We start from the raw sequence: 15387 nt of genomic DNA, 5'->3' as shown, positions 1-15387 counted from the left end.
CGTTCCGCCGCCTCTGGTGAAGCGGTCATTTAGTTGTGTTTTATCGATAACAAACGGAAAAAATGATGTCAATGGTAATTGGGCGTGGCTCGATCATCCGATTGTTGTCGATCAAAGGGCCGGCCAGCGAAACTTCAACTGAAATCCACGCATGTATACCAACGTATTTTGCCAATAGTCGCGTGCACGCCTACAAAACAGCGATGTACCCACGTAATCGTGATCAGACTGACGGTACATCCAGCACATCACGGATGCGTTGCGCCAATTGATCGTACGTGAATGGCTTGGTCAGGAGGTGTACGCCAGCGTCGAGCCTACCGTGATGGATAATGGCGTTGCGGGAGTAGCCGGTGGTGAACAGGACACGCAGTCCAGGCCGCAACGCCTGCGCTTCGGTTGCGAGTTCTCGTCCGGTCCGTCCAGGCAGAACGATGTCGGTGAACAGTAGATCGATCCGTCCTGGACGCTGCAAGTGAACCATCGCTGCATCGCCATCTGCGGCCTCGATCACGCTATAGCCCAACTCGTTCAGCATCATGACGCTATATGAACGCACATCATCATTGTCTTCTACAACCAATATGATTTCATCCTTCAGGCCTCCAGGCGTGGGGAGGCATTCATCAGTTTGAGCCGCCGGAAGATCACCGCGATAGCGCGGAAAATAAAGGCGCACGGTCGTACCCTCGCCGGGCTCGCTGTAGATCGTGATATGACCGGCCGATTGCTTGACGAATCCGTACACCATGCTCAAGCCGAGCCCGGTCCCCTTACCGACTTCCTTGGTCGTGTAGAACGGCTCGAACACCCGGCTCAGCGTTTCCGCAGTCATACCGCTGCCGGTGTCACTGATCGAGACCGAGGCATATTGCCCTGGCACCACCTCGGAATCCGTTGCCGTATACGAATCATCGAGCATCGTGTTGCTGGTTTCGATTGTCAGTTTGCCCTTGCCGGCCATTGCGTCGCGCGCATTGACTGCCAGGTTCAGAATTGCACTTTCAAGCTGGTTCTGATCGATTTCTACCGGCCACAGCCGCGCGCCCAGCACGGTTTCGAGTTCGATGGTCTCACCCAGTGTCCGGTGCAGCAATTCGGTGCTGTCCCGCACGACCAGATTAAGATCGAGCGGCTTGGGATCGAGCGGTTGGCGGCGCGAGAACGCCAGCAGTCGCGCGGTCAACGTCGCCGCCCGCTGCGCACCTTGCGTTGCGAGGTCGAGTGCCCGCGTCACGCGCGGATTATCCTGCGGACCCCGCCGCCTGATCGTATCGAGCCCGCCCAGAATTACCGTCAGTAGATTGTTGAAATCATGCGCAACCCCGCCGGTCAACTGTCCGACCGCCTCCATCTTCTGGGCCTGACGCAGCGCCTCTTCAACTTGCAACCGTTCCGCAACGGCGGTGTTGATGCGATCTTCCAGCGTCAGATTGAGCGCCTCGAGCGCCATGGATTGTTCGAGCAAGGCATCCTGCGCGATCTTTTCATCGGAGATATCAATGATCGCCCCCACCAATCGCCGCCCCCCGGATCGGTCGATCTGAATCGTCCCGCGCGCCGTCACCCATTTTGGCGCATCGCCCCCGTTTATCCGGTACTCGGCTTCGAACGCGGTGTTCGCGGCGATGGCGGCGGCCAAAGCATCCGTCACGCGCGCCCGATCGCTGGGGTCGATCGCTGCCAGAAATGCATCGATCGGCAGGCCGGCGGCGGCCACCGCTTCCGGTACGCCGAAGAACGTCACCAGCGCGCCGAACGCCATCGTGGAACCGCTCTCGATATCGAGATCGAAAATTGCCACTCGTCCGGTCGACAGGGCGATATCCAGCCGCTCGCGCGTCATCACCAGACGCTGCTCGCTCCGCATCACCTCACGTGCGGCCTCGCGCCGGATACGGGCCATCTGAATGTTGGTGGCCACTCGCGCGAGCAACTCGCGCGCGGCGAAGGGTTTGGTCAGATAATCATCGGCGCCGGCGTCCAGCCCTTCGATCTTTGCTTCCTCACCGGCCCGGGCCGACAGCAGCACCACGGGCGTGCTGGCCAGCGCCTTGTCCCCGCGCACCGCGCGCAGCAGGCCGAAACCATCCAGCTGCGGCATCATCACGTCCGACAGGATCAGGTCCGGCGGCGCCGCCCGCGCCGCCTCGAGCGCTGCGGCACCATCACCCGCCGCGGTCACGGTGTATCCCTGCGCCGTGAGCAGTCGACGCAGGTAGTCGCGCATATCGGCATTATCATCGGCCAGGATGATATGCTGCCCGCTGCTCGCGCGTACGCTAAGGTCGGGCTCGACCGGGCCCTCCGTGATCGCATCGTCCGCCGGCAGCCAGCGCGTCGCCTCTTCGATGAACATAGCGGCGTTGGTTAAGCCCGTAAGCGCTTCGCCAGGCATCACCCGATCCGGTGGCAGATGTGTCGATCCAAATCGCAACTGCACGGTAAAGCAGGTCCCGACGCCGGGCGTGCTGGTCGCTGCGATGTCACCGCCGTGCTGGCGCACCAGTTCCTGCACGAGCGCCAGACCGATCCCGCTCCCTTCGATGCTGCGGCCATGTGCGCCCTCGATCCGATGAAACCGCTCAAACAGCCGTGGAACCTCATGAGGCTCGACCCCGATGCCGGTATCGCACACGCTCACCAGCGCGCCTCGGCGATCCGCGGTCGTCATCACACGCAGGGTTACGCCGCCTTCATGGGTGAATTTGAACGCGTTCGACAGCAGATTGAACAGGATTTTTTCCCACATATCTCGGTCGAGGTACACCGGCTCCGGCAGGGGCGCGGTTTCTATGGTCAGCGTCAGGCCGGCCCGCTCCATCGCCGCGCGAAAGCTAGAGGCGATCTCGGCACTGAACAGGGTGAGGTCAGTCGGCACGAAACGGGCTTGCGCGCGCCCCGCCTCGATCCGCGAAAAATCGAGCAGGTTGTTGACCAGTCGCAACAGCCGGACACCGTTGCGATGGGCAAGAAGTAATTGTCTTTGCAGCGCGCCTTCGGTTGTCGCCAGGGCATCTTCGAGGGGCGCTAACATGAGCGTCAAAGGCGTGCGAAATTCGTGGCTGACATTGGAGAAGAACATGGTCTTCGCCCGGTCGAGCGCGGCAAGCGCGGCGGCTTGCCGACGCTCCGCCTCGAACGCCCGGGCGGAGGCCAATCCGGCGGCGATCTGCCCGGCGAGCAGATTGATGAAGCCTCGATACGCCGCATCGAGCGCGCGATAGGGGTTCAACCCGATCACCATGAACCCGGCCGCGACCTTACCCTGCGCCTGCTGTAAAATCGGCACCAGCAAGGCGCGCGCGGGCGGCCTGTCCCACACGCCATGCGGCAAACCGGCCAGCCGGGTTCCGAGATCGTCAATAATCACTGTTTCGGCTTCGGCCAGAACCCCGGCCACCGGCCAGATCTCGCCGCTCAGCACAGCCGGATCATCGCTGACAAGACCTGATTGGGCGACGAGGCGAGCGCCCGTCCGGTCGTCATCGAACACATACGTAAAGGCGAATGGCAGATCCGCGAGGTTTCGCGACAGTTCGCGGTCAATCACTTTGAATAAGTCAGCCTCGGTCTTTGCCCCGGCGCCCGCGGCTAGATGCCTCAGCGTGTCTAGCCGTCGATCATTGATCACACGATCGGTTTCCTCGACCACGACGCAGAACAGGCCGGCGATCGCACCATCATCGTCGAACAAGGGGCTATAAGAAAACGTATGATACGTCTCTTCCGGAAACCCGCTGCGTTCGAGCAGAAGCAGCATGGCTTCGGAGTAGGTCGCCTCGCCAGTCCGCATGACATGGTCGATTAAGGGGCCGATATCGGGCCAGATCTCAGCCCAGACCAGTCTTGCCGGTTGGCCCAGCGCCCAGTCCTGCTTGACGCCGAGCGTCGGCCGGTAGGCGTCGTTGAACAAAAAGATCAGCTCAGGACCCCAGCCCATCCACATCTGATAGCGGGAGTTCACCATCATGCGGACGATCGATGTCAGGCTTGCCGGCCAATTCGCGCGCGGGCCTAGCGGCGTGCAGGACCAATCGTGCCCATAAACGATCCGCCCACGCTCAGTGCCTTCACCTATATTCGGCGGTGACGGGGCCGCCTTGCCGGTCACCTGTGTTGCCTCATGTTACCAACGACAGACGACACCCGTATGCCAGCAATGGCCAGCATCAGACGCGTAGCGCTCAGCACGCAACACCGAGGGCAGCGCAAATTCGCTCGATCATCGGCTCGATCGAAAACGGCTTGCCAGCTGTTGGCCAGTGTTCATGCCCCGCCGGCACGTCGTCATCGCCGAAGCCGGACAGCAATAGAAAGGGAATACCTCGACTTTCCAGAACTTCCGCGATTGGATAAATTTTGCCATCTGCGACATTCACATCGAGCAATGCAAAATCCAGATCTTCGCCGCGAGCGGCCTCAGACGCACTGGCGACGCCATCGAACGGACCAATAATGGTACAATCCTCGTCCGAGAGAGCACTTTCGAGAAGCATTGCGACCATCGGTTCGTCATCGACAATCATAATCCGCTTACCGGGCAACCGGGGATTCATCAAACCTGTTCGGCCTTCCGCCGCGCGCATTCTGACAGGATCGTCATTTCAGGCGACATGGCGCGGCCCGGATATGAACACAAGGGTTTTTTTTGATCCAGCAGGAATAAAGTCAGCCAGAATATTCCATAATCAAATCAATAATGCCGTATTCGCTCGTTATCCCGCCGACATGCTAGAATATTCGTCAATCGTAATCTGATCGCAATCGCCGGCGTTCCGCAATCGTCAAGCGCATCCAGCGCCGTATCTTCGCAAATGCCCGTTCATCGATCTGACGCACCTGCTCCGGCAGGAGGCCATGCAGTGCCCCCAGAACTGACAGCGACAAAGGATCATCCAGGAGATGGAGGGAGGTGACGATGTGACGGGTCCGCGCGTCCACCTGCGATAGCGCTGCGGCCATCAGTTCGCTGATGACGGGCACGGCATAGCCATGTTGTTCAGGTGCATAGGGTATAACCGCCGAAACCGCTGGGTCGGTGTCAAGCCAGCGCAAATCGGACAGGCTGAAAAGCGGGGCCGTCGTGGGGACCGCCGCTGCGATCCACTGTAAAGCATGCAGGGCCATCCGTGCTGTCCGCGCGGGAACGCGTGACCTATAATCGCGGCAACCGGTGCGTTTCGCGGATGAGTGTGGGTATACTGCCGCGCCACACGCAAAGTGTGACGGTTCGAACATTTCTGCCTGCTTATCCATCCCACCGCCTCCACCATCTCTTGAATGTCCGATCATGGAAATAGAGGGCAATACTGCCGTTTTGTCTCCACAAAACTTCGTAACGTTCCGGCAAGATCAGGTGGCCGGCCGTAACGCAGCCTGAAATTGGCAGAGCGGCCGTTATTTTCAGCTTCAATCTGAATATGTAAAAAAGATAAAAATATAATGCGTGGAGCCAATATTCAGTAATACTATAGTAAAATTCTTGATCTAATTAAATTTCTTATTCAATTTTCTGCATAATCGAAAATATTTGGCAATTTATGTTTTGTCTCCAACGTAAAGTATACAAAAACAAAATTGGGTATGCCTCCCACGCCGCATTGCGGCGCATTTATTGGTACTCCTCGGCTAGTGGCGGCTGGTTCGATCGATGTAACCGGAGACCATGTATTCAGCTTTCGAGCAGTCAGTATACGATGCAGGCAGCCAGTCCGCCCCTCCCCGATGAGCAGCAATACTGCGCAGCAGTCGAAGCCGAGTGTGGCCGCAAAGCGCTTTCGCACGCCCCCCCCCGGCTGGCCGCTGCGGTGGCCTGCTCTCGACGGCAAACCCTATGCTTCTCATGCCCGCGCAGGACCTTCGTGCTGTTCTACATAATATCCCGTCGGCCGCCGAGCCGATGCCGTTCTGGGCCCTGGATCGCTCGGTCGATCGGATCGCTCTGCTACCCCAACCCACGGCCCGTAGCGATTGCGATAGTCTCTGGGTTTGCTCACTCGGTATCGAAACTTGCTGGATCGGTCCCCACGGCGCTGTTGGCCAATGGTTCAGGACATTTTGAGCGACCGAGCGGCAACGGCAGTGCCGTGCGCCTGTTCATCCAGGCCACCTCCCACCGCTTGCGTATCAGCCTGCACCGTTGTGTGTCGCATGACCGGATCGACCTATCGCAAGCTCGCTGTCCGCGCCCGAACCTTGCGCACCGAATCACCGCGGTATCAGCCGAAACAACGGCGCTCGATTCGGGTGAGTTGTCAATACGACGACGGCCTCAACCGGGTCAGAATCGAGCCGGCTGATAGCAAAGCGCTGCATCAGCGCGGCCAACGCCAGCGAACTCTCCGCCAAGGCGAACTGTGCACCCACGCACACCCGCGGTCCTGCACCGAACGGCAGATACGCAAAGCGATCGTATCCGGGCGCATCAGGCAGAAACCGCGCCGGGTCGAACCGTTCCGGGTCTCGCCATAACGACCGGTGCCGATGCAGCACCCAGGGGGCCACCATCACCGTGGCGCCTTTCGGTACAGCAACGCTTGCGCACCGGTCGGCGATCATCGCCCTCCGGGTGATCATCGCCGCCGGCGGATAAAGCCGTAGGGTCTCGTTCACCACGGCACGGGTAAACACCATCCGCTCCAGCGCTGCCGCCAGATCAGCGCCCCCGCCGGCGAGGTCAAGGGTCGCCGCCTCCGCCGCCAGCCTCGCCTGCGCCTCCGGATGATCCGCGACAAGCACGCAGGCCCAGAACAGCGTCAGCGCCGTGGTCTCATGCCCTGCAATGATCATGGTTGCTACCTCGTCGCGCAGCTGTCGTTTGCCGCCGCCCCCATCCCCGTCAGAGGCGGCCCGTAGCAGATCGAACAGGTCGCGGGGCGCTCCACCGGGCGGCGCCGCCTGCCGCGCCGCGATCATCCGGCTGATCAGGCCCATCCAGCGTCGCTGAAACCACCAGCGCCGAAAATCGCGCGGTGCCGGCATTTGTGCCGGCAGCATCATGTCGAGATAATCCGGTTTTGACAGGTTGATAATGGTGGCGCTGCCGATCAGCGCGCGAACCTCCCGGGCAAACGGGACTGCAGAGAGCGAGAACATCGATTGACACGCAACCTCCAGCGCCAGACCCTGCAATGATTGGAGCAGATCAATTGGTGCTTGCAGCGCGGCGAGTGCCTCGCGCCAGGCATCGATCGCACGGGCCGCCGGCACCATGAGCGTCGGGATCGAACGCGGAGCAAGGGTGGGCGCGATCAGGTGCCGTTGGTGCCGCCAGAGCCGCCCCTCGCTCAACAGCAACCCGCGCCCGATCAGTGGCCTGAGTAAACGAGTTGCGGCCGATGTCCGGCGATAGATGTCGTGGCGGGTGATCAGCACGTGGCGGATCATGTCCGGCGCATTGACCAGGATCAGGCTACGGCCCGAAAAAGCCTGGCGCACCACCATCTCGTCATATGCCGAGTCCGGCCAGAGACCCAAGGGATTGGTGCGTATCAACCGCTGCGCCCCACCTTTGTCCGTCATGGTTCCCAAAGCCAACGTAAAGCGCCGTCAAGGCGGCTGTGAAGGGGCATCTGGAGCGCGGCGGCAGTGTATTTCGGCCACATAGCTGGAAAATATCGCGTTTCACAGCTCACATATGTGACCCAGGTCACAGACAAATCGCCCGGAATCCCCTCATAGGCTTAGGTTAGCGCACCCGCTGACCAAGTTTCTGGGATCTGCTGCGCTCCCACAGGAATATTGTAACAAAGGTACCGCCATCGTATGCACGCTCTGCGGGTAGGGCAATGGCTGCATGCAGGGCGACGACATCACGATCTGGCTCGAAGGCTTGGGCCTCGGTGCATTCGCATCTATTTTTCGGGAGCAGGGGATCGACGGCGATATCCTTGCCGACCTGACTGAAGCAGATCTCGTCGCCCTGGGGCTGCCGATGGGGCCCCGCAAAAAACTGCTGCGGGCGATCAAGGCGCTGCATGGTGGCCCCCAGCCGCCGTCAGATGCGGCTGAGCGGCGCAACCTCACCCTTTTGTTTTGCGACATGGTCGGGTCGACAACGCTCGCCACAAGGCTCGACCCCGAGGAACTGCGGGTCATTCTGCAACGGTATATGGATGCCTGCACCGCTGTGATCGACCAGCTGGGGGGCTATATCGCAAGCTACCACGGTGACGGGCTGATGGCGTTCTTTGGCTACCCCGAGGCGCGCGAAGATGCCGCAGAACGGGCCGTTCGGGCTGGGCTGCGCCTCGTTCAGGCCGTCGGGCAGGTTCCAGGTCTGCCCGGGTTTCCAATCCAGGCCCGCATCGGCATTGCGACTGGCCTCGCCGTTGTCAGCAACGCGGCTGATCGTCAGAATGGCGTCGTCGGCCAACTGCCCGCCCTGGCTGCGCGGCTGCAATCGGCTGCGCCGCCGGGGGGCATCGTCATCAGCCAGGCCACCGGTGATCTGCTCGGCGGCCTGTTCACCCTCGAACCCCTCGGCGCACTCGAACTCAAAGGGTTCGATCAACCGCAGCCCGCGTGGCGCGTAATTGGTGCCGCCGCATCTGACAGCCGGTTCGCTGCCTCCCACCGTAGCCGCCGCGCCCCCATGATCGGCCGCACCACCGAACTTGCCACACTGCTCGACCGATGGAATCGTGCTGCCGCCGCCGATGGTCAAGTCGTTCTGCTGCTCGGCGAACCCGGGTTCGGCAAATCACGCATCATTGCCGCCTTGCGCGAAGCCCTGGCCGACGCACCACACGAGTTGGAACCGCACGACCTGATCATCCTGCAATGTGCCTCCTATAGCCAATCCAGCCCGCTGCGCCCGGTAATTGACTGGGTCGAACGCCGGGCGGGCTTCACGGCGGAAGAAACCGATGCCAGCCGACAGGCGAGGCTCGACGAATTTTTATGCCTCAGTGGCGTTGCGCGCGCTGTGATTGAGGATCTGCTCGGCCTCGCCGATGGCGCCGACGCGATCGCCGACCAGACCGCCCGACGCGAACGAACCCTCGCGGCCCTGGTCGATCTGCTCGTCAGTGGGGTGACACGTCCCCGCCTGCTGATATTCGAGGATGTGCATTGGAGCGACACGCTCACGCTCGAATTGTTGGCCCGCATCGTCGCGCGCGTACCGGGCCTGCAGGTGCTGGTCCTGGTCAGCGCAAGGCCCGAACTGGCGCTGCCCTGGGCAGCCGTGGGCAATCCGGCCGTCACCACCGTGCAACTCGACCGGCTTGAGCCCAGCGCCGCCGCCGCAATTATCGAGCGTCTCGGCGCCGGCACTCTGGCATCAGACATCCGCGAGCGCATCGCCGAACGGGCAGGCGGTGTGCCGCTGTTCGTCGAAGAGCTGACCCGCTCGGTGTTGGAAGGCGATACCGCGACGATGACCGTGCCGGCCACCCTGCAGGACACGCTGATGGCCAGGCTCGATCGCCTGGGCCCCGCCAAGGCGATCGCCCAGACCGGCGCCGTGCTCGGCCGCAGGTTTCCTTATAACTGGCTGGCCGCCTGCGCGGGCGTTGCCGACACCCGGTTGATCGGCGGTCTCAACGAATTGATCCGTTCGGGTCTGATCACCGGGCGCGGAGCGCCACCCGATGCCGTGTTCAGCTTCCGTCATGCACTGATCCAGGACGCGGCCTACCACTCGATCCTTCGTACCGAACGGATGCGCCTGCACGGCAATATCGCGTCTGTGCTCGAACAGAAATTTCCCCGCATCGCGGAAGACCAGCCGGAACTGGTGGCCCACCACTATACCGAGGCGAGCGCCGTCGAACCCGCCCTGCGCTGGTGGCAGCGCGCAACCATCCGCGCGACCGCCCGGGCCGCCTGGGTCGAGGCGATGCAGCACCTGCGCGCCGCCCTCCGCCTGCTGCTCACCCTGCCACCAGGCCGCGAGCGTGACGACCGCGAGATCGTGCTGCGCAAAACGATGATGACGCCGCTGGTCAGCATCGGCGGCTATACCACCGAGGAAGCCCGCAAGAATATCGAGCGCCTCAGCCAGCTGCTGGAGCATGCGCCGCCCGGCCTCGATGGCGTGGTGCTGCTCTACAGCGAATCGGCACGGCTGTTGATGCGCTCGGAACTCGACCACGCCGAGCGTCTGGCGCGCCGCACGCTGCAGATCGCCCAGCGCACCGATATTCCCAATCTGCCGTTCCTGCCCCAGCGCATTATCGGTTACAGCGCCTTGCTGCGCGGTCATCTGGCGCAGGCCGATTACTGGTTCACCACCTCGGCGCAGGGGTATGACCCCACCGTCAATCGGGATATCCGGCCGGGTTCGCCGCATGATCCTTATGCGAGCATGATGGCGCAGGACGTCCTGCTGCTGATCCAGCAGGGCCGGCTTGATGCCGCGAAGGCGCGTGGTGAGGCGGCGGTCGCCGAAGCGGCGACGCTGCAGTCTCCGACAACCGAGGCCTATGTGCTCTCGCATCTCGCTATCGCGTGCCTTCTGCTCGATGACGCCGCCGCCGCCGGAGCGGTCGCCGCGGCGCTCAACGTTGCGGTGGAACGGGCCGTGTGGCTTAAGCCGCACGCTGACTATCTGAATGGCTGGCTCGCTGCCAAATCGGGCGACCTGTCAGGCGCAATCGCCCAGATGGAGGTTGGCGCGGCCCTTGCTGCAAAAATCCAGAGCAACGTATGGTCTCCGTTCTACCGGCTGACCGAGGCGGCGATGATGGTCGAACACGGCAAGACCGACGTCGCCCTCGTGAAGCTTGACCAGTGCAACGTCCTGATCGCGTCCTCAGGCCAGGCCTACGCGCTCGCCGAAGTCCATCATCTGCGCGGCCGCATCCTCCGCGCGCGCGGCGACGCCGGGGCAAAAGCCGAGTTGGACACGGCATTGCGCATCGCCCGCCAGCAAACCGCCCGATTCTACGAGTTGCGCGCGGCCGTCAGTCTCGCCGCGGACGCAGAACCGGATAAGATCAAATCCTTGCTCCTACCGGCCCTCGCCGCGTTCACCCCAGGGTCGGACCACGCCGACCTGCGCCGCGCCCGCGCGCTGCTGGAACAGGCCACCGCGCAAAAGCTGGACTGAAGGCTGCTGTCAGATCAGCCCGTACTGCCGCGCCTTGTTGCGTAGAAACGGCAATCCTTCCTCGACGATCGCCGCCCGGCTGGATGCGACCGGCCGCCAGACCGACAATGCCGAAGCAAGCCGCGGCGGCATATGGATGAAACTCTCAAGCGCCATGCCGCCGGTAAACCCGAGCCCCGCCAGCCCGGCAAACACCTCGTCCCACGCGATCGTGCCGGTCCCCGGCACGCCGCGGTGGCTCTCCGACAAATGGATATACGCAAGGTGTGCCCCCGCCGCGCGTATGGCGTTCGCCTGCCCGGTCGCCTCGATATTCATGTGATAGGTATCCAGATGCAGCACGATATTCGGCGCGCCAACCCGCTCAATCAGCGCGACCGCCTGTTCCGTGGTGTTGAACAGGTGCGACTCGTAGCGATTGACCACCTCGATCCCGAAAATGATGCCAAAGCCGCGTGCCACCGCCGCCGCTTTGTCGAGAAACCGCGCCACCGCATCAAGCTCCGCCCACGTCGGCGCCTGGCCGGTACGCTCGCCGATCGAGCCATAGGTCACGCCGGTGAACAGCGAGGCGCCAATCGCGGCGGTCTTTTCCAGCGCGCGCGTCACGAACTCCAGCGCCTTGTCGGGGTTGGTGGTCGGCCGCGCATCCTCGGGCAGACCGAGCGAGCAGCATGCAGTGAGCCCATGCTGCTCCAGCAAGGCCCGCGTCACCTCGGTTTCGGCCCGGTCCGGCTCGATCAGCGCGATCTCGACAAAGGCGAGCCCGTGTTTCGCCGCCTCGGGAATGGCGAGCCGTGCGGCCTGCTCGGTCCAATCATGCGCCCACAGGCTGGTATGGATGCCAAATCCCTTCACGTGCCGCCTCTCCTTATTTGAAGCGCCGGGCGCGCCACGCGAGCACCGGATTTTCGACCAGGATCACCCCGATCAAAATCACCCCGATCACGCCGGCCTGATAGATCGGGTTGAAATCATTGTAGCTTAGCCCGTAATCGACGATCGCGATCACCACCGTCGCCAGCGCCGTGCCCACCACCGAGCCGGTCCCGCCAAAAATCCCGGTGCCGCCCAGCACCACGATGGCGATGCTGATCAGATTGTCGTTCATCCCCGCATCCGGCCGCGCCGTGCCGAGCCGCGCGGCACCGACGATGCCGGCAATCGTCGCGGTCAATCCGCACAGCACATAGGCCGCACCGCGCAGCCGGCCGACGCGCAATCCCGCCAGCGCCGCCGCCCGGTCGTTGGTGCCGGTCAGATACAGCGCCCGGCCGTAGCCAGTGCCATGCTGCAAAAACGCGAACATTGCGAGCAGCGGCAGATACAGTGCGATCAACTGAAACGGCAGGCCGAGCACATGCCCCTGGCCCAACGCCAGAAACCATGAGGATTGCTGCGTCAGGTCGATATTGGTCCCCCCGCTCAGCACCAGCGCGAGGCCGGCGTATCCGAACAAGGTCGCCAGCGTCGCAATGATCGGCGCAATCCGCAGCCAGGTCACCGCCAACGCGTTGATTGCACCGAGCCCGAGTCCGACACCCAGCGTCACCGCGACGGCGAGCGGCCATGTCACATCGGCATGCAGCAGCCGGCCCAGCACCACCTGCGCCAGACCGGCGATTGCGCCCACCGACAGATCGATCCCGGAATCGCCACCACTGATCACGAGCGTCTGCCCCAATGCGATCATCCCGATCTCGACGCCGAACACCGCCATGCTGCCGAAATTCGCACCGCTCAGAATATCGGGGTGCCCGACGGCGAACCCGGCCAGCGCCAGCACCGCCATCGCCGCCAGCAGCAACGGCCGTGTGCGGTCGAACCCCGATGCATGCATCCTCACATCCCTCCCGCATCACGGCGGGAGCTAAGCCCGATCGCCGCGAGAATGATCACCCCCAGCGCCACGCCGTTCCAGAACGGCTGGATGTGCAGCAGCACGATCCCGTCATCGACCACCTGCACCACCAGCGTGCCCAGCAGCGTGCCCGCCATGGTGCCCCGCCCGCCGGACAGCGATGTGCCGCCCAGCACCACCGCCGCAATCACCTGCAAGACAAACCCGCTGCCGGTCGAGGTCTGCACCATCGGGCTCTGCCCCAGTGTGAGCAATGCTGCAAACCCGGTCAGCAGGCCGAGCATGACATAGGCCGCGAGCTTGATCCGCTCCGGCCGGATGCCGGCGAGCCGCGCCGCCTCCTCGTTGTTGCCGAGCGCATAAACATGCCGCCCCCAGCGGAAATACCGCAGGAACAGCGACGCCACGATCACCAAGCCCAGCGCAATCAGCGCCACCACCGGCAGCCACAGCACATGGTCGACCACGAAAACACGGGTCAGCACCGGGGGGATCTGCGTGATCCAGTTGCTGCCCAGCACGATGAACACGATCATACGATAAATACTGAGCGTTCCCAGCGTCGCGATCACCGGCGGAATTTTCCCTTTGATGATCAGCACCGCATTCACCAGCCCCAGGCCCGCGCCGGCGAGCAGAAATACCGGCACCGTCGCGGCCAGGCTCCACCCCGCCGCGAAACAGGACCCCCCGATCGCCGCGGTCAGCCCCAGCATCGAACCGGTCGAAACATCGATGCCGCCGGTCAGCATCACCACCGTCATGCCGATCGCCGGGATCAGCGTGATCGCGCTGGATACGAACAGATTATCGAGATTGATCCGGCTCCAGAACGCGCCGTGCGAAAACATGCCGATGCCCGCGACCAGCACCGCCAGCGTGATCAGCAGCAGCGCCTCGCGCCCCTGCGGCAGGCGCAAGCGCGGCACCTTTGGCGCGCCCATCACCGCCGCACTCATGCGGCCCTCGCATCCGCGCCGACCGCGCTGGCCAGAATTGCCTCGGCATTCATCGCCGCGCCCTCGGCAACGCCGATCACGCCGCCGCGCCGCATCACAATGATCCGGTCGCTCACCGCCAGAACCTCCGGCAGGTCCGATGAAATCACCACCACCGCCAATCCGCCGGCCGCCAGATCGCGGATGAAATCGTGGATCTCCGCCTTGGTGCCGATATCGATGCCGCGCGTCGGTTCATCCAGGATCAGCACTTTCAAACTTTGCCCCGCCCAGCGCGCGAACAACGCCTTTTGTTGATTGCCGCCCGAAAGCGTGCCGATGCCGATTGTCTCATCGCGTGCCTTGATCCGGTAGTGCCCGATCAGCCGGAGCGCCTCGTCCCGCAAGCCCGCGAAATCGAGCCGCCCGCCGCGCGCGCGAAACCGCCCGATGGTGCCTGCCGTCAAATTCGCCTCGAGCGGCTTGGTCGCAAAAATACCCTGTAATTTCCGGTCTTCCGGCAGATACCCGATGCCGAGCCTCATCGCCTCGGCCGGATCGCGCGGGGCGATCGGCCGGCCCTCCAGCGCGATCGTGCCGCGCTCGGGCCGCAATGCGCCGAACGCCGCCAGCGCGACCTCACTGCGCCCCGATCCCACCAGCCCGTAAACCCCGGTCACCTGGCCCGCCGGCACGTCCCAATCGACATTCTGATATAACCCCGCCCGCGTGAGCCCGGTAATTCGCAGCGCCGGCTTGCCGTGGGCGGGAGCGGCGCGGTCGCGCAGCGGTTTGCCGTAATCCCGGCTCGCCTTGCCCGCCATCAGCGTCAGCAACTTCGCCTCATCCAGATCACTCGTCAGCGCGGTGCCGCTCACCCGCCCATCGGTCAGCACGGTCACCCGGCTGGCGATCCGGCGAATTTCGTCCAGCCGATGCGTGATGTACACGATCGCCCGGCCGTCGCGACGCAAGCGCTCGATGATCACGAACAGCCGATCGGTCTCCGCCTGCGATAAAATCGAGGTCGGCTCATCGAAAATGATCACCTGCGCATTCAGCATCAGCGCCTTGGTGATCAACACCATCTGCTGAAACCCGATGCTGAGGCTGCTCATCCGGCGCACGAGCAGGCTCGCAGGCAGATCGAGCTGTTCCAGCAGCGGCCGCACCACCGAAGCCATCGCGCCACGCCGCACGATGCCGAACCGTCCGGTCATTTCGGCGCCCGCGAATATATTCTCGAGCACCGAAAGATGCGGATAGATCATCGGCTCCTGATAGACCGCTGCAATCCCCGCCGCGCTCGCCTGCGCCGGATGGGTGAACCGGCACGGCGTGCCGCCCACCGTGATGCTGCCCTCATCCGGCACGATCGCGCCGGTCATTACCCGGATCAGGGTCGATTTGCCGGCGCCGTTCTCGCCGAGCAACGCGTGGGTTTCGCCCGGCACCAAAGTCAGATCGACGCCATCGAGCGCGACCACGCCGCCGAAGCGCTTGACGATCCCTTTCAGCTCGACCGGCGCCAT

General features: G+C 63.1%; 9 protein-coding genes. 1 reads left to right on the top strand and 8 read right to left on the bottom strand.

What is annotated here, in order from left to right; genetic code table 11:
- Positions 1-223: 223 nt before the first annotated feature.
- The 4 genes from AruPA_RS02475 to AruPA_RS02460 all read right to left on the bottom strand — a co-directional run bounded on the left by AruPA_RS02475 (position 224) and on the right by AruPA_RS02460 (position 7524).
- Positions 224-3973 (bottom strand): ATP-binding protein, encoded by a 3750-nt coding sequence (locus tag AruPA_RS02475; RefSeq protein WP_265634767.1) that lies wholly within the window; start codon positions 3971-3973, stop codon positions 224-226.
- 214 nt (positions 3974-4187) lie between these two features.
- Positions 4188-4589, bottom strand: coding sequence for a response regulator (locus AruPA_RS02470; protein WP_265634765.1), 402 nt, complete (start codon positions 4587-4589; stop codon positions 4188-4190).
- 157 nt (positions 4590-4746) lie between these two features.
- Entirely contained in the window at positions 4747-5130 is a 384-nt protein-coding gene (locus AruPA_RS02465) for a hypothetical protein (RefSeq protein ID WP_265634764.1), read from the bottom strand.
- Positions 5131-6210: 1080 nt separating this feature from the next.
- Complete coding sequence (locus AruPA_RS02460; protein ID WP_265634762.1) at positions 6211-7524, bottom strand: cytochrome P450; 1314 nt, start codon at positions 7522-7524, stop codon at positions 6211-6213.
- A 274-nt stretch (positions 7525-7798) separates the two neighbouring features.
- Here AruPA_RS02460 and AruPA_RS02455 point away from each other — a divergent pair, with 274 nt between their 5' ends.
- Positions 7799-11056, top strand: a complete 3258-nt coding sequence (locus AruPA_RS02455) for an AAA family ATPase (RefSeq protein ID WP_265634760.1) — start codon at positions 7799-7801, stop codon at positions 11054-11056.
- 9 nt (positions 11057-11065) lie between these two features.
- Here the strand turns inward: AruPA_RS02455 and AruPA_RS02450 are convergent, their stop codons facing one another.
- From AruPA_RS02450 to AruPA_RS02435, 4 genes are read right to left on the bottom strand one after another with little or no spacing between them, the layout of a single operon-like run.
- A complete protein-coding gene (locus AruPA_RS02450) occupies positions 11066-11914 on the bottom strand; it encodes a sugar phosphate isomerase/epimerase (RefSeq protein WP_265634758.1) in 849 nt (282 codons plus the stop codon).
- A gap of 13 nt (positions 11915-11927) precedes the next feature.
- A complete protein-coding gene (locus AruPA_RS02445) occupies positions 11928-12896 on the bottom strand; it encodes an ABC transporter permease (protein WP_265634757.1) in 969 nt (322 codons plus the stop codon).
- 2 nt (positions 12897-12898) lie between these two features.
- Positions 12899-13876, bottom strand: a complete 978-nt coding sequence (locus AruPA_RS02440) for an ABC transporter permease (RefSeq protein WP_265634755.1) — start codon at positions 13874-13876, stop codon at positions 12899-12901.
- Positions 13873-15387: a sugar ABC transporter ATP-binding protein gene (locus AruPA_RS02435; RefSeq protein ID WP_265634753.1), complete on the bottom strand. Its 1515-nt coding sequence runs from the start codon at positions 15385-15387 to the stop codon at positions 13873-13875. Before AruPA_RS02435 ends, AruPA_RS02440 begins: the two co-directional genes overlap by 4 nt.

It is taken from the genome of Acidiphilium sp. PA, from assembly GCF_026191915.1.
Classification (GTDB): domain Bacteria; phylum Pseudomonadota; class Alphaproteobacteria; order Acetobacterales; family Acetobacteraceae; genus Acidiphilium.
The sequence above is the reverse complement of the archived record's forward strand: the minus strand, read 5'-3'. Positions and strand labels throughout refer to the sequence as shown.

Coding starts and splice junctions, on each gene's coding strand:
- AruPA_RS02440 (WP_265634755.1), bottom strand. CDS start 13,876: ATGAGTGCGGCGGTGATGGGCGCGCCAAAGGTGCCGCGCTTGCGCCTG.
- AruPA_RS02470 (WP_265634765.1), bottom strand. CDS start 4,589: ATGCGCGCGGCGGAAGGCCGAACAGGTTTGATGAATCCCCGGTTGCCC.
- AruPA_RS02475 (WP_265634767.1), bottom strand. CDS start 3,973: ATGATGGTGAACTCCCGCTATCAGATGTGGATGGGCTGGGGTCCTGAG.
- AruPA_RS02460 (WP_265634762.1), bottom strand. CDS start 7,524: ATGACGGACAAAGGTGGGGCGCAGCGGTTGATACGCACCAATCCCTTG.
- AruPA_RS02435 (WP_265634753.1), bottom strand. CDS start 15,387: ATGGCGCCGGTCGAGCTGAAAGGGATCGTCAAGCGCTTCGGCGGCGTG.
- AruPA_RS02445 (WP_265634757.1), bottom strand. CDS start 12,896: ATGCATGCATCGGGGTTCGACCGCACACGGCCGTTGCTGCTGGCGGCG.
- AruPA_RS02465 (WP_265634764.1), bottom strand. CDS start 5,130: ATGGCCCTGCATGCTTTACAGTGGATCGCAGCGGCGGTCCCCACGACG.
- AruPA_RS02455 (WP_265634760.1), top strand. CDS start 7,799: ATGCAGGGCGACGACATCACGATCTGGCTCGAAGGCTTGGGCCTCGGT.